Annotated in this window: 16 protein-coding genes and 1 tRNA gene; 9 read left to right on the top strand and 8 right to left on the bottom strand. The window is 64.1% G+C overall.

The features are described from left to right. Window positions 1–95 precede the first annotated feature (95 nt). The 3 genes from ACYVKQ_RS09125 to hemW all read right to left on the bottom strand — a co-directional run bounded on the left by ACYVKQ_RS09125 (window position 96) and on the right by hemW (window position 2,461). On the bottom strand, window positions 96–791 hold the full coding sequence (locus tag ACYVKQ_RS09125; RefSeq protein ID WP_460577849.1) for an alpha/beta fold hydrolase: 696 nt from the start codon (window positions 789–791) through the stop codon (window positions 96–98). After that, the gene (locus tag ACYVKQ_RS09120) at window positions 784–1,227 is read right to left on the bottom strand and encodes a hypothetical protein (RefSeq protein ID WP_460577848.1); all 444 of its coding nucleotides are present in this window, start codon (window positions 1,225–1,227) and stop codon (window positions 784–786) included. Before ACYVKQ_RS09120 ends, ACYVKQ_RS09125 begins: the two co-directional genes overlap by 8 nt. Before the next feature lie 94 nt (window positions 1,228–1,321). After that, the gene (gene hemW / locus ACYVKQ_RS09115; protein ID WP_460577847.1) at window positions 1,322–2,461 is read right to left on the bottom strand and encodes a coproporphyrinogen-III oxidase family protein; all 1,140 of its coding nucleotides are present in this window, start codon (window positions 2,459–2,461) and stop codon (window positions 1,322–1,324) included. 224 nt (window positions 2,462–2,685) lie between these two features. On the opposite strand from hemW, the gene ACYVKQ_RS09110 reads away from it, so the two are divergent. Further along, window positions 2,686–4,551 (top strand): BamA/TamA family outer membrane protein, encoded by a 1,866-nt coding sequence (locus ACYVKQ_RS09110; RefSeq protein WP_460577846.1) that lies wholly within the window; start codon window positions 2,686–2,688, stop codon window positions 4,549–4,551. An 8-nt stretch (window positions 4,552–4,559) separates the two neighbouring features. On the opposite strand, the gene ACYVKQ_RS09105 is transcribed toward ACYVKQ_RS09110, so the two are convergent. Beyond that, the gene (locus ACYVKQ_RS09105; RefSeq protein ID WP_460577845.1) at window positions 4,560–4,742 is read right to left on the bottom strand and encodes a hypothetical protein; all 183 of its coding nucleotides are present in this window, start codon (window positions 4,740–4,742) and stop codon (window positions 4,560–4,562) included. A 166-nt stretch (window positions 4,743–4,908) separates the two neighbouring features. Here ACYVKQ_RS09105 and ACYVKQ_RS09100 point away from each other — a divergent pair. The 3 genes from ACYVKQ_RS09100 (at window position 4,909) to ACYVKQ_RS09090 (ending at window position 9,740) form a co-directional block, all read left to right on the top strand. Then, window positions 4,909–4,981 (top strand) — tRNA-Met (locus ACYVKQ_RS09100). Between the two features lie 537 nt (window positions 4,982–5,518). Beyond that, entirely contained in the window at window positions 5,519–8,044 is a 2,526-nt protein-coding gene (locus ACYVKQ_RS09095; RefSeq protein ID WP_460577844.1) for a DUF5686 and carboxypeptidase-like regulatory domain-containing protein, read from the top strand. Between the two features lie 268 nt (window positions 8,045–8,312). Then, window positions 8,313–9,740, top strand: a complete 1,428-nt coding sequence (locus ACYVKQ_RS09090) for a Gfo/Idh/MocA family oxidoreductase (protein ID WP_460577842.1) — start codon at window positions 8,313–8,315, stop codon at window positions 9,738–9,740. Window positions 9,741–9,792: 52 nt separating this feature from the next. Here ACYVKQ_RS09090 and ACYVKQ_RS09085 read toward each other — a convergent pair whose 3' ends face one another. After that, window positions 9,793–10,824 carry a helix-turn-helix transcriptional regulator gene (locus ACYVKQ_RS09085; RefSeq protein ID WP_460577840.1) on the bottom strand — a complete coding sequence of 344 codons (1,032 nt, stop codon included), beginning with the start codon at window positions 10,822–10,824 and terminating at the stop codon, window positions 9,793–9,795. 266 nt (window positions 10,825–11,090) lie between these two features. Here ACYVKQ_RS09085 and ACYVKQ_RS09080 point away from each other — a divergent pair, with 266 nt between their 5' ends. Next, entirely contained in the window at window positions 11,091–11,342 is a 252-nt protein-coding gene (locus ACYVKQ_RS09080) for a hypothetical protein (RefSeq protein WP_460577839.1), read from the top strand. A 92-nt stretch (window positions 11,343–11,434) separates the two neighbouring features. Further along, window positions 11,435–13,225: a glycoside hydrolase family 15 protein gene (locus ACYVKQ_RS09075; protein ID WP_460577837.1), complete on the top strand. Its 1,791-nt coding sequence runs from the start codon at window positions 11,435–11,437 to the stop codon at window positions 13,223–13,225. A 181-nt stretch (window positions 13,226–13,406) separates the two neighbouring features. On the opposite strand, the gene ACYVKQ_RS09070 is transcribed toward ACYVKQ_RS09075, so the two are convergent. From ACYVKQ_RS09070 to ACYVKQ_RS09060, 3 genes are all read right to left on the bottom strand, one after another. After that, window positions 13,407–15,596, bottom strand: a complete 2,190-nt coding sequence (locus ACYVKQ_RS09070; RefSeq protein ID WP_460577835.1) for a bifunctional alpha,alpha-trehalose-phosphate synthase (UDP-forming)/trehalose-phosphatase — start codon at window positions 15,594–15,596, stop codon at window positions 13,407–13,409. A gap of 88 nt (window positions 15,597–15,684) precedes the next feature. Next, entirely contained in the window at window positions 15,685–16,743 is a 1,059-nt protein-coding gene (locus tag ACYVKQ_RS09065; protein ID WP_460577833.1) for an aldose epimerase family protein, read from the bottom strand. A gap of 128 nt (window positions 16,744–16,871) precedes the next feature. Further along, window positions 16,872–18,467 carry a family 43 glycosylhydrolase gene (locus ACYVKQ_RS09060; RefSeq protein ID WP_460577831.1) on the bottom strand — a complete coding sequence of 532 codons (1,596 nt, stop codon included), beginning with the start codon at window positions 18,465–18,467 and terminating at the stop codon, window positions 16,872–16,874. A 490-nt stretch (window positions 18,468–18,957) separates the two neighbouring features. Here ACYVKQ_RS09060 and ACYVKQ_RS09055 point away from each other — a divergent pair, with 490 nt between their 5' ends. From ACYVKQ_RS09055 to ACYVKQ_RS09045, 3 genes are all read left to right on the top strand, one after another. Beyond that, window positions 18,958–20,133: a galactokinase gene (locus tag ACYVKQ_RS09055; RefSeq protein WP_460577829.1), complete on the top strand. Its 1,176-nt coding sequence runs from the start codon at window positions 18,958–18,960 to the stop codon at window positions 20,131–20,133. A 42-nt stretch (window positions 20,134–20,175) separates the two neighbouring features. Then, entirely contained in the window at window positions 20,176–21,234 is a 1,059-nt protein-coding gene (locus tag ACYVKQ_RS09050) for a galactose-1-phosphate uridylyltransferase (protein WP_460577827.1), read from the top strand. Between the two features lie 190 nt (window positions 21,235–21,424). After that, entirely contained in the window at window positions 21,425–23,278 is a 1,854-nt protein-coding gene (locus ACYVKQ_RS09045; protein ID WP_460577825.1) for a glycoside hydrolase family 13 protein, read from the top strand. The last annotated feature ends 301 nt before the right edge of the window (window positions 23,279–23,579 follow it).

The raw sequence follows: 23,579 nt of genomic DNA, 5'->3' as shown, positions 1-23,579 counted from the left end.
GCGGTGAAAGGGGGGAGCTGATGTTTGGGAGGCCGTTTGCGCATTCTAGCTACAGGACGCAAAACTTACCCCTTCACCACCTCATTATTCCACCGCTAGACAACCGGCGGCTCGGCCGTAAACTCGGCCGCCAATCTATTCAGGATGCGGGCAATTTCGTCGGCGCGGCTGTACACCATGAAGTGGGTGCCGCCCTGCACGAGGTATTCCACCTTGGCCGGACCGGGCGGAAATACCCGGTCGTGGGTTCCGCGGATCTGCACCGCAGGGCCGATGTCGCGGCTGTCCCAACGGAACAAGCTACGAATGGCCCAGCGGGTGTAGCGTGGCTCCTGGTCGCGCAGAATTTGGCGAAACAGTTCGTACTCGGCGCCGCCCCCCACCCCGAAATACCACTGGCCCACGCGTGGCATCAGCCCCAGTAGCTGGGGCGGCACCCAATGTTGCACGCCGGTAGCCCGGATGAGCTTCAGCAGGGGCGGCAGCTGGTCGGCTCCCGGAATGCTGGACACCAGCGCCACCAGCGCTAAAGGGCGCAGGCGCGCCATTTCCAGGGCCACCGTGCCGCCAAACGATACCCCTACCAGCCAGCAGCGCTGATCCACGGGGATAGTCTCGGCCATGCGGGCCGCGTAGGCGGGCAGGGGCTCGTCGGGGTCATTGGGCGCCAGCCAGGGCAGGTAGTGCACCGTGCCGTGCAGCAAGGGGATGAGCCGCTGAAATACCCGCTCGTCGGCGCCCAGGCCGGAAATCAGGTAGAAGACCGGAGCGTGGTGCGGGGCGTCAGGCATCGAGGCGGCGGAAAATGCCTTCGAGGTAAAACACGTTGTCGGCGGCGGCGCGCTCCTCGCTGGCGTCCTCGTCGTCCTCGTCGAGAAACTCGTCCTCGTCGGCGGGGTAGGTGAAGGAAAGCTTCAGGGCAATGCCGGGCAGCACCACGGGCTCCCGTTGCTCGGTGGCGTACTCCAGCAGGCAGGGGCGGGCGTCGCTGGCCAGGGCATCGGCCACTTCCTCCTGCAGCACGCCGGCGCGGGGCCCGGCTTGGCGCAGCAGCACATCGAGGTGGGCAAAGGGCAGGCCGAGGTGAAAGAAGTAAAGCTGGCCATCGAAGACGGTGGTGGCCCAGAGGGTCACGTCGTCGGAGTTGTCGAACACGATGGCGCGGATGTGGACTTCTTCCACGAAAAAGTCGGCGCCGTATTCGACGGCATCAATCAGGCGTTGCATGCGGGGAAGGTACGCGGGGAAGGGTAATAGGGCAAGCTACGCAGATGCGTCGCAAATAGCTGCCCGGCCGCCACCACGCCTGCCGCGCCCGCCGCTACTGCGGGGCCTCCAGAAACAGCTCCAGCGTAATCTGGTCGGCCAGCAGCTTGCCGCGGTCGGTGAGGCGCAGGCGGTCGGGTGTCACCTCGGCCCAGCCGTCGTCCTGCAGTTGCTGCAGGTAGGGCGCGTGCGCGGCGGCCAGGTCCACGCCGAGCTGACGCAGGTAGAGGAGGCTGCAGCCGGCGGAGGTGCGCAGGCTGGTCATCAGGTACTCGTTGGCGCGGTCGGTGGGGGAGAGGGCCTCGCGGGTGGCGGGCACCTCGCCGCGCTCCAGCAGGGCCTGCACGTACTGCGCGTTGCTGGCCACGGTGTATTGCCGGCTCCCGCCATCGAAGGAGTGGGCGCTGGGGCCCAGGCCGAGGTAGGGCACACCCTGCCAGTAGCTGCTGTTGTGGCGGGAGTAGCGGCCGGGCTGGGCGAAGTTGCTGATTTCGTACTGCTCGTAGCCGGCGGCGCGGCTGGCCGCCAGCAGCATCTCAAACTCTTGGGCCACGAACTCGTCGGGAGCAGGGCGGAACAGGCCTTTCTGCAGCCGGCGGCCAAACACCGTCTGCGGCTCCACGGTGAGGGCGTAACAGGAAAGGTGGGGCACTTGCAGGGCTACGGCCTGTTCCAAATCGTGCTGCCAGATGCCGTGGCCGCCCTCGGCCGGCACGCCGTAAATCAAGTCGATGCTCAGGTTCTCGAAACCCGCGTCCTGGGCCAGGCGCACCGAGCGGCGCGACTCCTCGGCGGAGTGGGCGCGGTTCATCAGGCGCAGGTGGGGCTCGTGGAAGCTCTGCAGGCCAATGCTCAAGCGGTTGACGGGCGAAGCGGCCAGCTCGCGCAGCTTGGGGGCCGTGAGGTCGTCGGGGTTGGCTTCCAGGGTGATTTCCGCATCGGCCGCCACGTCGAAGTACTTGTAAATGGCTTCGAACAAGGTCAGCAGCTCGGCCTCGGTGAGCAGCGAAGGCGTGCCCCCACCGAAGTAGATACTGCTCAGGCCGGCCCCGCCGAGGTAGTCGTGGCGCAGCTCCAGCTCCCGCAGCAGCGCCTGCACCACCTGCGGCTTGCGCCCCAGCGAGGTGCTGAAGTGGAAGTCGCAGTAATGGCAAGCCTGCTTGCAGAAGGGAATGTGAAGGTAGAGTCCGGCCACGGGGCGTAGGAAAGAGGGCTGAAAGGACGCAACAGCGGCGACGGCAGCGGAGTTTCGCCGGCCGGCCGGGCGGCGCTGGGGCGCCACGCCGGCCAGCCTCCGGGCGCCGCTGCCGTACTTCTGGGCCGTAGAACCGTAAATTCCGCTCAACTTCGCCCTTTCCCGGCGCCGGCAGGAAATGAAAAGCCCGGCCGCTGCGTTGGAGCCTGCAAATGTATACCCGCGTGCCGCGCTTTCTCGTCGTACTATTCTGGCTAACCACTTGCGGGGCCGGGGCAGTGCGCGCGCAAACGACTTCGCCCGTCACCACGCCCAACTTGCCCGGTACCCAGGCCCCGCCGCTGCCCCCGCGCGCCCGCGCCGGTACCGACTCGCTGAACACCCTGCGCCGCGCCGTGCCGGGGCGCCCCCGGTTTATCCGCTTTGAGGCCGAAGCCGCTGACCAGAGCCTGCTGCGCCGCTACCGCCTGCGCCTCACGGCCGACGACACGCTGGAAGCCGTGCGTCACGTGCGCGAGCTGCTGCTGGCCCTGCAGGCCGATGCCTACCTGACGGCTTCGGCCGACGACATGCGCTGGCACGGCGACACGCTGGCCGTGCGCCTGTACGTCGGCGAGCAGTTTCGCTGGGCCCGTCTGCAGCGCGGCAACGTGGGCGAAGACGTGCTCAGCCGCACCGGCTTCCGGGAGCGGCTGTACGCCGGTCAGCCCCTGCAACCGGCCGAGCTGAGCCGCCTGCAGCAGCGCGTGCTCGAAAACGCGGAAAACGAGGGCTACCCCTTCGCGCAGGTACGCCTGGATTCGGTGCAGCTGCAAGGCGCCGACATCAGCGCCCGCCTCGCCCTCGACCGCGGTCCGGTGGTGCTATTCGACTCGCTGCAGGTCTTGGGCAAGACCAAGACGCGCAAGCGCTTCCTGATGAAGTACCTGCAGATCGAGCCCGGACAACCCTACAGCCAGCAGCGCGTGGACGAAGCCGCCTGGCTGCTGCGCCAGTTGCCCTACGTGCAGCTGCGCGCCGACCCCGAGGTGCGCTTCTCGCGCGGGCTGGCCCGCCTCTACCTGCTGCTCGACGACCGTAACGCCAACCAGTTCGACGCCATTGTGGGCGTGCTGCCCAACGCTAACCCCGCGGCCGGGCAGAAACGCGTGCAGATTACCGGCGACGTGACGCTGAACCTGCGCAACATCGGCGGGGGCGGCAAGCAGCTGGGCGTGCAGTGGCGCAAGCTGGACGCGGCCTCGCAGGTACTGGATGCCGGCTATCAGCACCCCAACTTCTTCGGTACGCCCATCGACGTGGGAGCCACGTTCAACCTGTTCAAGCAAGACAGCACCTTTCTCACGCTGCGGCCGCGCCTGCAGCTTAGCCACGTCAGCCCCAGCGCCGGCCGCGTGAGCGTGTTTGTGGAGCAGCGCAACTCCCGTCTGCTGGCCCGCCGCGACCTGCCCCGGCTCACCCGCCTGCCCGACAACATCGACACGCGCTACACCGCCTACGGCCTCGACCTGACCCGCTCCTCCCTCGACGACCCACTGTTTCCGCGGCGCGGGCTGCTGCTGATGGCCCAGGGCGCCGTGGGCACCAAGATCATCACCAAAAACGCCGACCTCAACGACACGCTCTACCAGCGCCTGCCGCTGCGCTCGACGCAGTTTACCCTGAGCGCCCGGGCCGAGCAGTACTTCCGCGTAGGCAAGCAAGGCGTACTGCTCACCCGGGTGCGCGGCGAGGCCCTGGTCAACCGCCGCCTGTTTCTCAACGACCTGTTTCGCCTCGGCGGGCTTTCCACGCTGCGCGGCTTCAACGAGCTGCAATTTTACGCCGCCCAGTACGGGGTGGCCACCGTAGAGCTGCGGCAATTTACCGGCCCCGAGGCCTACGTGTTTCTCTTTGCCGATCAGGCGTACCTGCGCCAGGATCTGCCCGGAAACCCCGGCGAAGACCTGCCTACGGGCCTGGGCGCGGGGCTGAGCTTCCGCACCGGGCCCGGACTGTTCCAGTTCGTGTACTCCGTGGGCCGCGCCAACAGTCAGCCGTTTTCGTTCAGCGCCTCCAAGATTCACTTCGGCATTACCAGCCGGTTCTAGCCCGGTAGCTACGGCTCTACCGTGGTCGAGCTGTCGACGGAGTAGCCGCTGCTATCCGGCCGCTCGGCGGTGCTGTGGCGCGTGGTGGGCGACTCGGTGGATACCTGGTCAGTGTCGTGGTTGGTATTGCAGGCGGTAAACAGGCCGGCCGTCAGCAGCAGGCACGCGAAGCGGGAGAGAAAAGAAAGCATAAGGAAGCATCGACGGTGATAAAAACACATACGGTGCAGACAGTTTAAGGTGTCTTGGAAAAAATATTGTGCCTGACTATCAGATGGAAGAGGCGCTGAGGGGAAAATGTATAACCCCGGACGCGGCAAATCCGAAAAACCCTATTACTTTTGCATTACCAAACAGTGCGGGGTGGAGCAGTTGGTAGCTCGTTGGGCTCATAACCCAAAGGTCACTGGTTCGAGTCCAGTCCCCGCTACCGAAAACGACCCGGTTGCCAGCAGGCGGCCGGGTCGTTGTGTTTTTACCCTATCCGCAACGCTTTGGTACGGGTGGTTGCCGGACCAAGGCAATGGGCCTGATCTGCTTAGGACAATACGAAGGAGGCCGGTAGCGCTGCAACAAGTGCCAAAGGCATGGTTTGGCTGTCCTGTTTTGGGATAAGGCTTCATTACGAACTCATTAGTCCCGTACTTTGCGGCTCCAGAAGCTAAGCCCGGCAATGGGGATTGATTTGCGCTTTGGCGGCATAAGGCGTGACCAGTATAGCAGCGCTGCCAAGGCCCGGCTCGAAGGCCACGCAACCAATCCGCCAGTGTCCGTCTCTTGCACACGCAGCCCCGGCGCCAGAGCCCTGAAAAGCCCGGCGGCGGTGCTGCTGGACGATAACCCCGGAGAATTTATGAGTGGTAATCAGGCTGTTGCTTCCAAACCCGGAGCCAGCAGCTACTTCTCGCTAAAGTATTTGTTTGTCAGCGGCGTCGTACCGGAAAGAGTCGACCGTCAGATGTGTGTTATGAAGTACGCGTGCGCGTGGCTGGGAGTGTTGCTGTTGGTGGTGGGCGTTTCGCCGGCCGTGGCCCAGCGAATAGTATTTACGGGCCGCATAACGGAGGTAGCCACCGGGCAGCCGGTGCCGTTTGCCTCGGTGTATGTGAAGGGCACGAGCTTCGGCGCCACCGCCGATGAAGAGGGCCGCTACGAGCTGAAACTGAATCAGCCGGTGGATTCCCTGACCGCCTCGGCCGTGGGCTACCGCCCCAAAAGCCGGCGCGTGAGCCGTACCGAGCCCCTGCAAACGGTAAATTTCCTGCTGCCTTCGGCGGCGCAGCAGCTGGGCGAGGTGGTGATTCGCTCCACCGAAAACCCGGCCTACGCCATTCTGCGCAAGGTGCAGCAGCGCAAGAAGCAGAACGACAAGGGCCGGCTCGACGCCTTTGAGTTCGACAGCTACAACCGCATCGAGGTGTCGTTGTCGGACATTACCGACCGGCTGGCGCGGCGCAAGGTCATCCGCGACATGACGGCCGTGGCCGGCGGCGTGGGCGAAATGGAGCGCAACGCCGCGGGCAAGCCCACCGTGCCGCTATTTGCCTCGGAGGTGCTGTCGCGCTACTTCGTGCGGCACCGGCCCAACCGCGAGCGGGAGGAAATCAAGCACTCCAAGCTGCACGGCGTGGCCCCGCGCGACGGCACGCTACTCTCGCAGGTGCTCGGCTCTTCCTTCCAGGACTACGACTTCTACCCGAACTGGCAGGTGGTGATGGGCAAGGACTTCATCTCGCCCATCGCCGACGGCTGGCGCATCACTTACGACTACGACCTGGAGGACACGGTGCAGATCGGCTCCAGCCGCTGCTACCAGCTGAAGGTGTTTCCGCGCCGCGCCCAGGACCTAGCCTTCACCGGCCGCATTTGGATTACCACCGACTCGTACGCGCTGCGCCGGGTGGACCTGGAAGTGGACCCCAAGGCCAACATCAACTTCGTCGACCAGATTCGGGTGTACCAGGATTTGGCGCCTTCGTCGGCCGGGCCGTGGCTGCCGCAGCGCACCCGCGTGGTGGTGGGCATGAAGCCGACCAAAAAGCAGACCGGCCTGCTGGTGCGCTTCACCACCATCAACTCCAATTTCCTGGCCGGGCAGCCGCACGAGTTGCCGTTCTACGACCAGCCTTTCGCCGCCGACCCGAACGCGCTGAAAACGCCCGCCGGCTTCTGGGAACAGCACCGCCCCGATACGCTCACGGCGCAGGAAGCGCGCACGCTCACCGTGCTCGACTCGGTGGGCAAGCTGCCCTCGGTGCGCACCTTCCTGGAAATTGCCGACCTGGTGGTGAACGGCTACGAGGAGCTGGGGCCGCGCGGGCGCTTTGAACTCGGGCCGATTTTCAGCTCGTACAACTACAACAACATCGAGGGCAACCGCCTGCGCGTGGGCTTCCGCAGCACGCCGGAGCTCAGCCCGAACTGGTTGCTGAAGGCTTACACGGCCTACGGCACCCGCGACGGGGAATTCAAGTATGGCCTGTCGGTAGACCGCATCCTGAACCGGGCGAACTGGACGGTGTTCAGCGCCAAGTACAGCCACGACATCGACCTGGTGGCCCTGCTCGACAACGAGCTGGCCCTGGAAAGCCCGCTGTTTGAGGCGGCCGCGCGCTTCGGCAACATCAAGCCGGGCCTGCCGCTGTGGCGCGACCTGACCAGCATGACGGCGCAGTCGGACCTGTTCCACAACTTCACCCAGAAGCTCACGCTGCGCCACCAGCGCTTCGATCCGCTCTACAACTTCGCCTACTACACCAGCCCCGACCACCAGCCCGGCGCGCCCACGGCCACGAACTTCAACCTTTCGGAGGTAATTCTGGAGTCGCGCTACGCCCCCGACGAAGTGCTGATTCAGAACCAGAACCGGCGCTACGCCATCGGGCAGATGAAGTGGCCCGTGTTTACGTTCCGCTACACCCTGGGCCTGCCCGACGTGCTGGGCAGCGACTTCAAGTACCAGAAGTTCAACTTCTCGATGGAGCAGAGCGTGCAGCTCGGGCAGTTGGGCCGCACGGAGTACATCCTCGACGCGGGCTACATCCCGAGCACGGTGCCCTACCCGGTGCTGAAGTCGCACCTGGGCAATGAGTCGCCCATCTACACGACCAGCGCCTACAACCTGATGCGCTACTTCGAGTTCGTGAGCGACCGGTACGCCTCGCTGCACGCCGAGCACTACTTCGAAGGCCTGTTCATCAACTCGGTGCCCCTGCTCAAGAAGCTCGACTGGCGCCTGCTGGCCTCGGGCAACGTGCTGTACGGCGGCGTGAGCAAGGCCAACCAGGAAGCCACCCCGGCGTTCGACGCCAGCGGCGCCCCGCTGCCCACGTTCCGGCCGCTGAACCCGAGTACGCCCTACTTAGAGGTCGGCTATGGCGTGGAAAACATCTTCAAGTTTATCCGGGTCGATTTTCTGCACCGCCTCACTTACCGCGACCTGCCCGGCGCGCGCGACTTCGGCGTGAAGGTGTGCGCTCAGTTTAAGCTCTAAGCTCCGCGCGTCGGGCTACGCCGCCCGGCCGCTGAGTTGGCTCAAGAGCCGCTTCGGAACCGCTTGGCGGCGCTGAAGCGGCTCTTGGCTTTGGGACACCGCCGGAAACCGGGTTTCGGAATTATGCGTGCCGAGCGTAGCACTTTGACGGCCCTTCCCGTAAGGAACTCAGAATCAACCCAACCCGAACCAACGCGGGTGGGGTGGTTGCCACAAGCGCCATGCGGGCCTGCCTCGGATGGTTATTTCTGAGTTTACACCGAACGTTATGTCAATTACCAATGAGCTGCTGAGCACGGTGCTGCGTCACGCCGGCCAGGAAGTATCCCGCAAAGAGTTTTTGAGTTTGGCTGGCCGAGGGTTGGCCGTGGGCGTGGCCGCTTCCACGCTGGCCAGCTGCCAGGGCCAGGCTACCGCCGAGGGCACACCCACCACCGGCACGCCCGCCTCGGAGGTAGACGCCGCCACGACCTACACCGCCCCGGATGGGCAAAAAGTGCCATCGTCGGAGGCCGTGTCGCCGCCGGCCAAGGTGCCCGCGGCGCTGGACCAGCCCATTGAGTTGGAGGAATGGAAGTCGGACGTGGACCCGCAGTCGGGCCCGACGCCCACGCCGCTGCCGCCGGATCAGCGGGTGGGCTACGCGCTGGTCGGGCTGGGCCACCTCACGCTGGAGGAGCTGCTGCCCGCGTTTGGGGAGTGCAAGAAATCGAAGCCGGTGGCTTTGGTGAGCGGCTCGCCCGAGAAGCTGCAGAAGGTGGCCCGGCAGTACGGCATCAAGCCCGAAAGCTGCTACAGCTACGCCGACTACGACAAGCTGAAGGACAATCCGGAGGTGCAGGCTATCTACATCGTGCTGCCCAACTCCATGCACGCGGAATACACCATCCGCGGGGCGCAGGCCGGCAAGCACATCCTCTGCGAGAAGCCCATGGCCAACTCGGCGGCCGAGTGCGAGGCCATGATTGCGGCCTGCAAGAAAGCCGGCCGCAAGCTCATGATTGCCTACCGCATTCAGTACGAGCCCTACAACCGGCAGGTGCGCGACATGGTGCGCAACAATAAATTCGGCAAGCCCAAGTACATCGAGGCGCAGAACAGCCAGAGCTCGGCCAACCCCGACCACTGGCGGCACAAAAAAGCCCTGGCTGGCGGCGGGGCCCTGCCCGACATCGGCCTGTACTGCCTGAACACCTCGCGCTTCGTACTCGGCACCGAGCCGACGGAGGTATTTGGCTACATGCACAGCACGCCAGGCAACCCGCTGTTCAAGGAAGTGGAGGAAATGATGTCGTGGCAGATGCGCTTCCCCGACGGCATCGTCGTCAACTGCATCACGCACTATAACACCCACGACTCGCGCTTCTACCGCGTGAATACCGAGCGCGGCTGGCTGCACCTCGACAACGCCTATGCCTACACCGGGCAGCAGCTGAAAACCTCACACGCCGAGGGGCCGGCCAAGATGCAGAACCAGATTACCATTGGCGCCAAAAACCAGTTTGCGGCCGAGATGGACCACTTTTCGGAGTGCATTCTGGGCAACAAGGAGCCGCACACGCCCGGCGAAGAAGGCCTGCAGGATCAGCGCATCATGGAAGCCATTTACCAGTCGGCGCGCGAAGGCCGGCCGGTGAAGCTGAAGGCCGTCGGCGGCACCGACGTCTTCCGCGGCCCGGAGCCCAAGCAGGCGTAAGGGCCAGCGGAAGGCCCCTGCGCGTTGCTCCAGATGACGAGGGCAGCAGCTGCTACGCCACCATCATGCCGGCGGGCCGGGCCTTCAGCTGCGCTTCGGCGGCTTTGTGCATGGCGGGGTTGCGGCGCACCTGCGAGGGGGCGACGCCAAACTTGCGCTTGAAGGCCGTGGCGAAGTGCGCCGGGTTGGTGAAGCCCACCGAGTCGGCTATTTCCTGCACGGGCTGGTCGGTAAGCGTGAGCAGTTGCTGGGCCACGGTGAGGCGCTTTTCGGCCACGTACCCGAACACGGTGGTGTCGAACAGCTGCTTGAACCCCTTTTTCAGCTTGAAGTCGTTGGTGCCGAACTGCCGGGCCAGCTCCAGCAGGCTGGGCGGGTTCACGTAGTGCTCGTCGAGGTAGTTGCGGATACCGTAGAACAGGTCGCGCTCCTTGGTGGAGAGACGCGTGACCACGCGGGCAAACTCCTCCTGCTGCGCGATGAACAAATCCAGAAACCGCGCCTCTAGGAACATCTTCTTCAGCGGCCCGGAGTACGGGCAGTTCACGATCTGCTGAATGGCCACCTGCGCCGCGGGCGTGGCCAGCAGCCCGTCGGGCAGCATCACGAACGGGTCGGGGCGGCTGAGCCACCGCTCGTGCAGGCCCAGCCACTCGGCGTTGCTGGCAATGAGCTTGTGGAAGCAGTCGTGGGTGAGGTGCACCGAGAACAGCTGGTAGTTCTGCGCCTGGGGCTGAAAGGTGTAGTTGTTGCGCGTGGTTTCGTCGCCGACAATGTTCTGGCGGCTGCTGCCCAGGCTCATTGGGCGGCGGGCGCATTGCCGCGAGTGCAGCTGGCCATCGAACTGGTAGAGCATGCCGATCCACGGCTGCTGCACGTTTAGCTCGGCCTGCAGCGGCTGGAGCAGCTGCCCGCCCATGTGGCCGAGCTGAAAGCCGTCGAGGAAGTAGTCGGTGAAGGTGAGCGAGCCGCCGTTGGGTCCCGACCACAGCGTGCGGGCCTGCACCAGGTCGCCGTCCTGCTGGAGTTCGGTTTGGCAATGCTCAGTGATTTCGGCGGAGGTGATATCGAAGAACGTATCCATAGGAGCGGCGGCGCTGGCCGCGAAGGTAGGGCATTCTGAGCAAGAGGATTAGGCGGCGGCTCTGCATCAACTTAACAAAAATCCGCCAGAGAAAACAGGAACTCCGTTTGGCGAAGGTGCCCGCGGGTGGCCGCGTGAAATCTTTGCATCGAAGTTCAGCCACCGCTCCCCGCCGGGGCGGCTGAAGCTCCGGGGGGCGCAATTCTTGAGGCAAATCAAGGCGCCGCACCCTCCGATCCAGCACCTTCGTCCAAACGCTCCCGATCATGCACGCACCGTTCCTGACCTCCGCCAAATTCCTCACCGCCCACGCCCCGGCCTACCGCCTGCTGGCCTCGCCCTGGCAGCTGCTCAAAGCAGGCCTGGCCCCGCGGCCCGCCGCCGAGCCGGGCTGCTCGCCGCGCTACGCCGAGCTGCACCGGCAGGCGCAGTGGGCCACGCGCCTGTTCTGGCTGGCCTCGGCCGCCGTGGGCGCGGGCGTGATGGCGCTGGCCGCCACCGAAACCGTGCTGCCCTGAAACAGAAATAGCCGCCGCGGGTAACCCGGCGGCCGGGTTCGGGGTACATCGTCGTCAAGCGCCCAACCATACGCGGGCGCGGCCCCGCCCCTATGAGCAGCCCCCGCCATACCTACGACCTCGGCGTCATCGGCAACTGCGCCTACCTGGCCCTGATTCGCCAAGATACCAGCCTGCAGTGGCTGTGCTGGCCCCGTTTCGACAGCGGCTTCGTCTTCGGCGGGCTGCTCGACGAGGAGCAAGGCGGCGAGTTCACGCTGCTGCCGCCCGAGGGCGAGTTTCGCACCCGGCAGTATTACCTGGACAACACCAACGTGCTGTGCACCGAGGTGGAAACCGCGCAGGGCCGCTACCGCGTCACGGATTTCGCGCCGCGCTTCCCGCAGTACGAGCGGTATTACAAGCCGCTGATGGTTATCCGCAAGCTGGAGCCGCTGGCCGGCACCCCGCGCGTGCGCGCCGTGTGCCGCCCCGTGGGCGACTACGGCCGCGTGCCGCTCACGGCGCGCCGCTCCTCCAACCACATTGCTTTTCTGGGCCTGCCCGAAGAAATCCGGCTTACCACCAACGTGCCGCTGAGCTACATCCTCGACGGGGAAGACTTCGCCCTGTCGGAAACCAAGTACCTGGTGCTGACCTACGGCGCGCCGCTGGAAGCCGCGCTGGAAACCACCTGCGAGCAATTTTTGCGGCGCACCGAGCAGTACTGGCGGCAGTGGGTGAAGAGCACCAGCATCGGCAGCTTCTACCAAGCGGAGGTTATCCGCTCGGCGCTGGCCCTGAAGGTGCACCAGTACGAAGACACCGGCGCCATCATCGCGGCCAGCACCACGTCCTTGCCCGAGGCGCCTGGCAGCACCCGCAACTGGGACTACCGCTTCTGCTGGATGCGCGACACGTACTACATCCTCAACGCCTTCAACAACATCGGGCACTTCGAGGAGATGGAGCAGTATTTCCACTTCATCGCCAACATCTCTACCAAGGTGCGCGACAAGTACCAGCCGCTGTACTCTATCAGCGGCGCCTCGGAGTTGGTAGAGCAAGAGTTGACCCACCTGAAGGGCTACCTCGGCAACCAGCCCGTGCGCATCGGCAACGACGCCTACACCCACATTCAGAACGACGTGTACGGGCAGGTGCTGGTGGCGCTGCTGCCGCTGTACGTGGATAAGCGCTTCACGGCGCTGGAGCGCAACCTCTCCGAAAAGCTCATGTACGAGGCGCTGCACTTCATCGAGCGCACCATGGAGCAGCCCGACGCGGGCCTGTGGGAGTTCCGCAACCTGGCCCAGTACCACTGCTACACCTATCTCTTTCACTGGGCCGGGGCCAACGCCGCCCGCAAGGTGGCCGCCCGCCTCGGCAACGCCGACATGGCCGAGCAGGCCGAGCGGCTGGTGCACCAGGCCCGGGAGAAGATCGAAGCCTGCTACGACCCGCAGCGCGGCTGCTACACCAACGCCATCGGTTCGCCCCACCTCGACGCGAGCGGCCTGCAGCTGATCCTGATGGGCTACCTCGACCCAAGCTCGGAACGGGCCCGCACCCACCTGGCGGCGCTGGAGCGGGAGCTGATGACGCCGGAGGGCCTCTTTTACCGCTACCGCCACGCCGACGACTTCGGCACGCCCGAAACCACCTTCCTCATCTGCACCTTCTGGTACATCGAGGCGCTGGCCTGCGTGGGCCGCACCGACGACGCCGTGCGCGCCCTCGACGGCATCCTGCGCTACACCAATCACCTCGGGCTGCTCTCGGAAGACGTGGACGCGCGCACCGGCTCGCAGTGGGGCAACTTCCCGCAGGCCTATAGCCACGTGGGGCTGGTCAATGCCGCGTACCGCATTTCGAAAAAGCTGGACCGGCCGACGTTTTTGTAGGCCGCTGCCTGTCGGTTGTCGTGGAACGCTATGCGTCCGTTGCGCCCGCAGAACCGCCAAAACAAGCACCGCCCGAAACCGTCGTCTGAACGGGTTTCGGACGGTGCTGGCGTTTCGGGGCGGTGGGTTTCGGAGGTGGCCTGCCGTGCGGCTACTATAGCGGCGGCATAAGCCGACGACCTTAGTCTTCCGCCGGCAGCAGCCCGCGCAGCAGGCGGCGCACGTCGGCTGTGTTGCGCACCGAGTACTTGGCGAAGGAACGGGCGTGCGTGCCTACTTTGATGGAGTACGCCTCGTCGGGCATCACGCGGAAGGTATCCTCGTCGGTGCGGTCGTCGCCGATGGTCAGGATGAAGTCGGGCTCGATGCTGGCCACCCAGCGGGCGGCGGCTGTGCCCTTGTCCACGCCCGCGTTTTTAATTTCGACCACCTTGTTGCCGTCGATAACCTGCAGGCCGCTGCTCTGGCCGATGAAGGTGAGGTGGGTAATCAGTTCCTGCGCCCGCACGCGGCCCAGGTCGGGGTCGGTACGGCGGTAATGCCACACCAGCGCGTAGTCCTTCTCCTCGATAAAGGAGCCGGCCGTGCGGTTGACGTAGTTTTCCATGATGGGCCGCATTTCAGCTTTCCAGTCGTTGCGCAGCGGCTGCAGCATTTCCCATTCCTGACCGCGGTGACGCAGCCAGATGCCGTGCTCGGCGATAAAGTCGAGCGGCAAATCACCCAGCCACTCACTGAGCGTGTGCCGGTCGCGGCCCGAGATGATGACCACGTGAGTGCGTTCGTCGGCGGCCAGGGTTTGCAGCAGCTCGCGCAGCTCCGCCTCGGGGCGTACCAGCTTCGGGTTGGTCTGGAAGGGCATCAACGTGCCGTCGTAATCGAGCAGCAGCAGGCGGCGCCGGGCTCGGCGAAACTCACTGATCAACTGCCCGCGTAAGTCTTCGGTCAGCGCGTCGGTGCGCAGCACTTCCTGCTTGATCTTGCTGTAAGACAGGCGGTCCATAAACAAATCCACCCAAGCGTGGATGTTGTAGCGTTGCACCAAGGCCTGCATGGCGGCCATGCGCTGCCGCTGCTCGTCTTCGGGCATGGAAAGCGCCTCAAACAAGGTGTCGGCTACTTGCTCGGTGTCGGTGGGGTTGATGATGAGCGCATCGGACAGCTCGCGGGCGGCGCCGGCCCGCTCGCTCAGGATGAGCACGCCGTGCTGATCCAGCTTGCTGGCAATAAACTCTTTGGCCACCAAGTTCATGCCGTCGCGCATGGGCGTCACCAGGGCCACGTCGGCCAAGCGGTACAGGGCCGACAGCTCCTCGATGGGGTAGGAGCGGTAGAAGTACTGAATGGGCGACCAGCTGATGCTGCGGTACTGCCCGTTGATGCGCCCCACCAGCTCGTCGATTTCCTCCTTCAGGGCCTGGTACTGGGCTACTTGGTCGCGCGAGGGCACCACCAGCATGAGCAGCGTCACCTTGTTGTGCAGCTGCGGGTAGCGCTGCAGCAGCAGCTCGAAAGCGCGCAAGCGCTGGGCAATGCCTTTGGTGTAGTCGAGGCGGTCGATGGTGAGCACCACCCGCTGATCGGTCAGCGCTTCGCGGTACTCCTGTTCCAGGCGCTTAGCGCCCTCGGAGGTGGCTATTTCGGCGTACTTGTCATAATCGATGCCCATGGGAAAGGCGTCGACCAGCACGGCGCGGTTGTCGTATTCCACGAGCCCGTCCTGGCGGTTGGCGCCCAACAAGCGCTCCACCGAGCTCAGGAAGTGGCGCATGTAGCCGTGGGTGTGAAACCCGATCAGATCGGCGCCGAGCATGCCGCGTAGCAGCTGTTGGCGCCATGGAATGGCCCGAAAGACCTCGTAGGAGGGAAACGGAATGTGCAGGAAAAAGCCGATGGTGGCGTCCGGCAACAACTCGCGCAGCATGCCGGGCAGCAGCAGCAGCTGGTAGTCGTGCACCCAGATCGTGTCTTCCGGGCCGGCCAGCCGCACCACCGCGTCGCAGAATTTGCGGTTGACGGTTTCGTACGCGGCCCAGGTGTGCGGCTCGAAGCGGGCGTACTGGGCGAAGTAGTGGAAGGTGGGCCACAGCGTTTCGTTGCTGAATCCCTCGTAGAAGTCGCGGATTTCCTGCTCGGTGAGGAACACCGGCTGCATGTGGTCGGCCGCCAGCTGCTCGCGCACGTGCCGCTCGTCGTCGGGCGAGTCGAGGTACTGGCCGGGCCAACCCACCCACACGTTGTCTCCGCGCCGGTATACCGAGCCCAGCCCGGTGGCCAGGCCCCCTTCGCTGGGGCTGAATTCGAGCAGGCCTTCGGGGGTGCGGGATACTTTGGTCGGCAGGCGGTTAGAAACGATAATGGTGCGGGACATAGGCAGTACAAGAGTTGGTTCTATGCCTATACTACGACGTATCGGCCGCTTCGGCTGGCGGCTGAGCGCATTTCCCCCGTCGCCGTTACTAGCCGCGCACTCCGAACCGGTATTCCGTCACCGAGCTGAACACCTCGCCGGGGCGAAGCACCGTGGAGGGGAAGGCTGGCTGGTTGGGCGAGTCCGGAAAGTGCTGGGTTTCCAGGCAGAAGCCCGCGTGCCGGCCGTACGGCACGCCCTTTTTGCCGGTCAGCGTTCCGTCGAGGAAATTGCCGGAATAGAACTGCACCCCCGGCTGGTCGGTCCAGGTTTCCAGCGTCCGGCCGGTCGTCGGCTCGTACACCGTGGCCACTGGCCGCAACCCTTCTCCACCGAGCACCCAGTTGTGGTCGTAGCCGCCGGGTACCTCCCCGATTCGCGCCCCGATGGGATGCGCGGTGGTAAAGTCAAAGGGCGTACCCGGTACCGGCCGCAGCTCGCCCGTCGGAACGAGCGTGTCGTCGACCACGGTGTAGCGGTCGGCCCGCAGCGTCAATTCGTGGCCCCGCACGTCGGGCTGCGCGCCGTGCGCCAGGTTAAAGTAGCTGTGGTTAGTCAGGTTCAGCACGGTGGCTTTGTCGGTGGTCGCGGCGTAGCTGATGCGCAGGCCCTGGTCGGGCGTCAGCTGGTAGGTGGCCGACACCGTGAGTGTGCCCGGGTAGCCTTCCTCGCCGTCGGGGCTGATGTAGGTCAGGCGCAGGGCCGGGGCCGGGTGCACCAGCACTTCGGCCTGCCAGCGCACCTGATCGAAGCCGCGGCTGCCGCCGTGCAAGTGGTTGGGGCCGTTGTTGGTGGCCAGCTGATACTGCTGCCCATCCAGTGTGAAGCGGCCCCGGGCAATGCGGTTGCCAAAGCGTCCGATCAGCGCCCCGAAATATGGACCCGCCTGCCGGTAGGCGTCGCTGAGGTAGCCCTCCACGCTATCAAAGCCGAGCACCACGTCGCCGGGCCGGCCGTGCCGGTCGGGCGTCAGCAGGTGCGTCACGATGCCGCCGTAATCGGTGATGCGGGCTTCCAGGCCGTTGCCGTCGGTGAGGGTAAACAGCTGGGCGAGCTGGCCATCAGGTAGCTGCCCAAACGCGGCGGCGGTGATGGAAGGCTGGAACATGGTAGAGCAGGATTGGGTGAACGGAGGCTGAATTCTACGTATCCTTTTCCATTCCCGCCGCCCCGAACGCATTCCGCCCCGGCAGTCGGGCGACTACCGGGGCGGATCCGTAAGGGTGTTGGTCGGGCTTAGCGCTGGTTACGCAGGCTAAACTGCTCGAAGGCCACCGTCTGTGTTTCCTCGCCCTGGGCAATCAGGCCGATGCGCACGCCCCGGTCCCAGGGCGGCAGGTAGGTACCGTTGATGGCGAAGCCTTCCGTGCGCAGCGGCTCCCAGTTGCGGCCCCCGTCGAGGCTGTAGGCAAAGCGGAAGCGGCTGCCGCCCCAGCACTCCAAGCGCAGTCCCAAGGTGGCGCAGGGTTCCAACAGCACTTCGGTCAGGCGCTGCTTCTTACCCGTTTTCACGTGCCAGAGCTGTAGCATGTTGTCGCCGAAGACCAGGGCCAGCGCGTTGTACGGGTCGCCCACCGCGCCTAGGCCGGCGAAGGTGCCCTCGGCCAGTTCGCTCGCATCGAGCACGACGCTGGCCGTGTACGTGGCGGCGTAGGTGCGGCGGGCCACCACAGCGCCCAGGCGGGCCGGGCTCGCGCCGAGGTGGAGCTGGTTGGCGGCGACGGTCGTGCGCGGCAGGCTGCCCACGGGCCACTGCCAGCCCAGGTCCAGGGCTTCGCCGGGGAAGTTGTCGGTCACGTTCATCACGCTCACGTCGGCCAGCGGCGCGGCCTGTGGGCTGTTGTTGACAAACACGGGCCAGTCCTGCTCGTTCCAGGTAAACTCGCTCAGCAGGCCCTGGCGCCCGACAAACTCGTGGCTGTTGGCGGCGTAGGCGTGGTGCATGAGAAACCAACGGCCATCTTTTTCGGCCACCGTGCCGTGCCCGGGGCACTTCCAGAGGTGGTTGTCCGTCAGGATGGGGTTCTGCGGGCACTTCTCCCACGGTCCCAACAAAGTGCGCGAGCGGGCCACTCCTTCGGCGTACGTGCAGTACTTGCCGCAGCAGGCGTTGCCGGCGTAGAACATGTAGAAGTAACCGTTGTGGTGCACCATGGCGGAGCCTTCCACAAGCGGGCCTTCCCACGGAGCGTCGTTGCGGAACAGCTCGCGGCGCTTGCCCACTAGCTTCAGGCTCTGCTCGTCGATGCGCTGCGCCCAGATGGGCGTCGGCTTGTTGCGGCTGTTGCCGTCGTTTTTCCACACGAGGTGCAGCACACCCTTCTCATCCCGGATCGGAAAGCCGTCGATGGAGCCGGCGGCCTCGCCCACCAGCGGGCCGTGGTCGGTGTAAGGGCCCTCGGGGTGGTCGGCGCTGGCCACGGCCACGCACAGCACCCCGCCTTTCTTGCGGGCAGTATAGTATAGGTACACTTTGCCCCCTTCGTAAAAGAACTCGGGCGCCCAGAAGTTCGAGTCGCACCAATCGGGCAGGCGGCCGGGAAACACGTGGCTCACCAGCTCCCAGTGCAGCAAATCATCCGACTTGAAGATGGGGAAAACCGCGCCCCACTCGGCCGTCGTCGCGCTGGCGTAGTAGGTGTCGCCGATTTTGGCAATGGTCGGGTCCGGGTAGTCCCCGGGCAGCACCAAGCGGTCATAGCTCGTCCGGGCGGGGGCGGGCACCGGCGTAAGCACTTCGGCCACGTCGGCAAAAAAAGAGTCTGGACGCTCAACCAGCCAATCGGTGTCCGGCGTGGGAGCGAAAGCGCCCGATTCGAATTCGAAAGACAAAGCAGGGAAAAATTAACGTGGGAAAAGGGGCTTACCCGACAAGCCGTTCCAACATCCGCCGGCCGCGCATACCCAAACGCTCTTGGGTTGGACAAATTGCGCGCCAAAGTCGGTTTGTTTTTAGGACTTACAAGAGAAAGTTTGTACCTGCGATACAACTTTGTTTCAACCCGAAAAAGCGTTCTGCGGCAATGAAAAACGCCGAACGCAATGGTTTAACCAAGAGTTCGGCGTATTCGACTTTTCGAAGTTAGCGAAACCCTGAATAAACAACCAAAGTAGCGTCGTTTTTTTGGCTCAATACCCGCTGCCAGCCGCTCAAAAGCCAAAATTTGCCGATCAATGATGTTATTGCAGCAGCCATATATAAGCGCACGGACACCCACCCTGCTGGCTGTCATTGTCCCTGCCATTACCGAGCCGATTCGTCCGCAGCGGCGGAATCTCCGTAATCCTAGGCCGGTTGCCGTCTGAACTTACCTCCGTAGCTATGTCTGCCCAAACCGTTGCTTCCGCCTTCCAACGCCACTTTGGCTACGCCGCACCGCTGCTGGTGCGGGCACCCGGCCGCGTCAACCTCATCGGGGAGCACACCGACTACAACCAGGGTTTCGTACTGCCCGCCGCCATCGACAAGGAAATCTACTTTGCCGTAGGGCTGAACAGCGGCAGTGAAATCCGGCTGGTGTCCAACGATCTGAACGACTGCTGCACCGTGGCCGTCGATCAAATTCACCGCACCAAGACGCAATGGGCCAACTACCTGCTCGGGGTAGCGGCGCAGCTGCAGAAGCGCGGCATCGTGTTGGCGGGCTTCGACTGCGTGTTCGGCGGCAATATTCCCGTGGGCGCCGGCATGTCGTCGTCGGCCGCTGTGGAGTGCGGCCTAGCCTTTGCCTTGGATCAGCTGCTCGGCACCCGTATTGATAAGATGGAGCTGGCCCATGCCGCCCAAAAGGCCGAGCACGAATACGCCGGCGTGATGTGCGGCATCATGGACCAGTTTGCCAGCCTCTTCGGCCGGCCCGGCCACGCCGTACGCCTCGATTGCCGCTCCCTGGAGTACGACTATTTTCCCTTCGACACCGAGGCCTGCCGCATCGTGCTCTGCAACTCCGGCGTGAAGCACAGCCTGGCCGATTCGGAATACAACAAGCGCCGGCAAGAATGCGAGCGGGGCGTCGAAATCCTGCGGCAGCACTATCCCGAGGTACAAAGCCTGCGCGACGCGACGCTGGCGCAGCTGGAAGCGCACCGCGACGAACTGGGGCCGCTCACCTTCCGCCGCTGCGCCTACGTGGTGCAGGAAAATGCCCGGGTTATCAAAGCTTGCGAAGATTTGGAGCGCCACGACCTGGCAGCCTTCGGGCAGGAGATGTACGCCTCGCACGCCGGGCTGCGCGACGACTACGAGGTAAGCTGCGAGGAGCTGGACGTGCTGGTGGACGCCGCCCGGCAGGCACCCGGCGTGTACGGGGCCCGCATGATGGGTGGGGGCTTCGGCGGCTGCACCATCAACCTGGTGGCGCCCGGGCAGGTCGATGAGTTCATTCGGCAAGTAAGCGGCGCCTACCAGCAGCGCTTCGGCCGCGAGCTGGAAACTTACCAGACCAACATCGTCGGCGGCGTATCGCAGGCGCAGAACGAGGTGGTGGAGGAAAAGTAGGCCGATCGTTCGTTCTTGTATATATAATAAGCAGCAGAGCCCATGGCTTCCTTCGATAGTACCGAGCACCCCCACCGCCGCTTCAACGCCCTGACCGGCGACTGGGTGCTGGTTTCGCCGCACCGCTCCAAGCGCCCCTGGCAGGGCCAGCAGGAAAAACCCGAAGTGGAGCAGCGCCCAGCCTACGACTCCACCTGCTACCTCTGTCCCGGCAACACCCGCGCGGGCGGCATCGTGAATCCCCCGTACACCGACACGTTCGTTTTCAACAACGACTTTGCCGCGCTGCTGGCCGATACGCCGGTGGGCGGCATCAACGAAGGCGGGCTGCTCAGGGCCGAAGCCGAGTCGGGCGTGGGCCGGGTTATCTGCTTTTCGCCGCGCCACGACCTCACACTGCCGGAAATGGACGTGCCCGCTATTCGCCGGGTCGTGGACCTCTGGGCTGAGCAGTACCAGGAACTGGGAAGCCAGCCCGACATCAACTACGTGCAGATCTTTGAAAACAAAGGCGCGGCCATGGGCGCCAGTAACCCGCACCCGCACGGGCAGATCTGGGCCCAGCGTACCGTGCCCACGGAGCCCGCCAAGGAAGCCGTTCAGCAACTTGCCTACTATAAGGAGCACGGCCGCACGCTGCTGACGGATTACCTGGCCATCGAACTGCGCGACCAACAGCGGGTGGTGCTGGAAAACGAGCATTTCGTGGTGCTCGTGCCGTTCTGGGCCGTGTGGCCTTTCGAAACGCTGGTTGTAGCCCGCCGGCCCGTTCAGGACGTTGTTCAGCTCACCGACGAGGAGCGCACCGCGTTGGCCGACGTGTTGCGCCGCCTCACCATCCGCTACGACAACCTGTTTCAGATATCCTTCCCCTACTCCGCCGGCCTGCACCAGCGCCCCACCGACGGCGAAGCGCACCCGGAGTGGCACTTGCACATGCACTTTTACCCGCCGCTGCTGCGCTCGGCCACCGTGCGCAAGTTCATGGTCGGCTACGAAATGCTCGGCAACCCCCAGCGCGACATTACGCCCGAAGCCGCTGCCGAACGCCTGCGTGGCCTGTCGGAGGTGCATTACAAGCAGGCTGCCAAGACGGAGTAACCCCGGTCTACGCAGTGGGAGCTGCAAGCTGGCTTTGGGCGAGCAAGGCGTTCATTGGCATCCGACGAACGCCGTTGGGCAGAAGCGGCCACGCGGTACTGGCGGAGGAGTTGCGTCTTTTTCACAGCTGCTGTTAGCTGCCTGAATTTGCGCTTATTTGTTGCGGAGTTAATTACTGACCCCGCCCCATATGACCTGCCTCACCCAAACCCTACGTCGTGCCCTGCTGGGCTGTGCCCTGCTGAGTATGAGCGTTAGTGCTTCGGCCCAGCCCGCGCTTTCGGGTCGGCAGTTGCCCCCTGCCTGGGCCAAGGACGTAGTCTGGTACCAGATTTTTGTAGAGCGCTTCCACAACGGCGACCCGAAGAACGACCCTACTCCCCAGACCATGGCGCCGTCTTTTCTGGCGCCGGCCGGCTGGCGCATCACGCCCTGGACGCACAGCTGGTACGAGCCGGAACCTTGGGCAAAGCAGGCAAAGCTTACCTGGGGCGACGAACTGGGCTTGCGTCGTTACGGCGGCGACCTGCAGGGCGTACTCGACAAACTCGATTACCTGCGTGAGCTGGGAGTATCGGCACTTTATCTGAACCCAATCAACGACGCGCCTTCGCTGCACAAGTACGACGCCCGCAGCTACCACCACGTCGACGTCAATTTTGGGCCCGATCCGGTCGGCGACCAGAAGCTCATCGCCACCGAAAACCCCGCCGACCCTGCTACTTGGCGCTGGACCGCCGCCGATAAACTATTCCTCAAGCTGATTGCCGAAGCGCACCGCCGCAACATGAAGGTGGTGCTCGACTATTCCTGGAACCATACCGGTACCCAGTTCTGGGCTTGGCAGGATGTGGTGCAGAAGCAGAGGGCGTCTCCCTTCGCTGATTGGTACCAGATCAGTGCATTTGACAACCCGGCTACGCCCCAAAACGAGTTTGCCTATCAAGGATGGGCCAACTTGGCAAGCCTGCCCGAAATCCGAAAGGCTGATATTACCACGGAGCGTAAATCCGGACGCCCTTACGAAGGCAACCTCAACCCCGGAGCGAAGCAGCACATCTTTGCCGTCAGCAAACGCTGGCTGGCCCCCGATGGCGACTTAGCCAAAGGGGTAGACGGCTACCGCCTCGATGTGGCTGATCAAGTGCCGATGGGGTTCTGGCGCGACTACCGCACCTATATAAAGGGAGTCAAACCCGATGCCTACCTCGTCGGCGAGATATGGTGGGAAGAGTGGCCCGACAAGCTGATGGACCCAGCGCCCTATACCAGCGGCGACGTATTTGATGCCGTCATGTTTTACCAGGCCTACCGCCCGGCCCGGCAGTTCTTTGCCGATGTTACCGAATCCCTCGACGCGGCGCAGTTCGTGGCTGCCCTGCAGGCGGAGTGGAAGCGGCTAGCCGAGCCCACGCGCTACGCCATGATGAACGTCAACGCCACCCATGATACCCCCCGGCTGCTGACCGATTTCTACAACCCTGGCAAATACAAGTACCAGGCTACCCCGCGCGACAACCCCGCCTACAAAACCGGCAAACCTGACGCCGATACCTATAAGAGAGTTCGGCTGTACCTGCTGCACCAGTTCACGAGCGTCGGCGCACCACACATCTGGAACGGCGACGAGCTGGGCATGTGGGGCGCCGATGACCCCGACTGCCGCAAGCCCCTGATGTGGCCAGGACTTTCGTTCGAGCCGGAAACCCGCAACAACTATCAGCCAGGGGCGGGAGCCACTGACCCCGTAGCCTACCACGCCGAGCACCACCGGTTCTACCAGCAATTGGGGCGCCTGCGCCGCAATCATCCGGCCCTGCGCTCGGGCGGAATCCAATTTCTTACGGCTACCGGTCGGCAGCTGGTTTACCGTCGTTTCGACTCGCAGCACCAACTCGTTGTTTTCTTTAACCTCGAAAAAGAAAGCCGAAGCTTCCCCCTGCCAGCTGGGAGAGGCAAATGGGCCGCTTTGCTTGGCGACGGAAAGCTGGTCGCTGGTAAAGCGGTGCTACCGCCACTGAGCGGGCTGGTTATCCAGCAGTAACTGGTAGATAAGGTTAACTACTTATTGATTTGGCTGCCCTCAGAACAGCTGAATCCGTTTGGCTCAGGAGAGCAGTTGCGGCTAGGCCTACATTGGCCTGACGAAAGTGGCCAAGCCTCAACTTTTTTTCTAGCCAGTAGAATGCAGCGTCAAGTCCTGAGGGCTAGCCATCTGCGCCAAAACCAACGAAGCCAATAAAGTCCTTTCGGGCGCATAGAAGGCGGGAAAAGTAGCCGCTGGCTTGCTCAGTCGAAATCGGCCTGCTACTTTTGCACTCCCGATCAGACGGAAAGGGGGCCAG

The sequence above is a fragment of the Hymenobacter coalescens genome, from assembly GCF_054783195.1.
The sequence above is the reverse complement of the archived record's forward strand: the minus strand, read 5'-3'. Positions and strand labels throughout refer to the sequence as shown.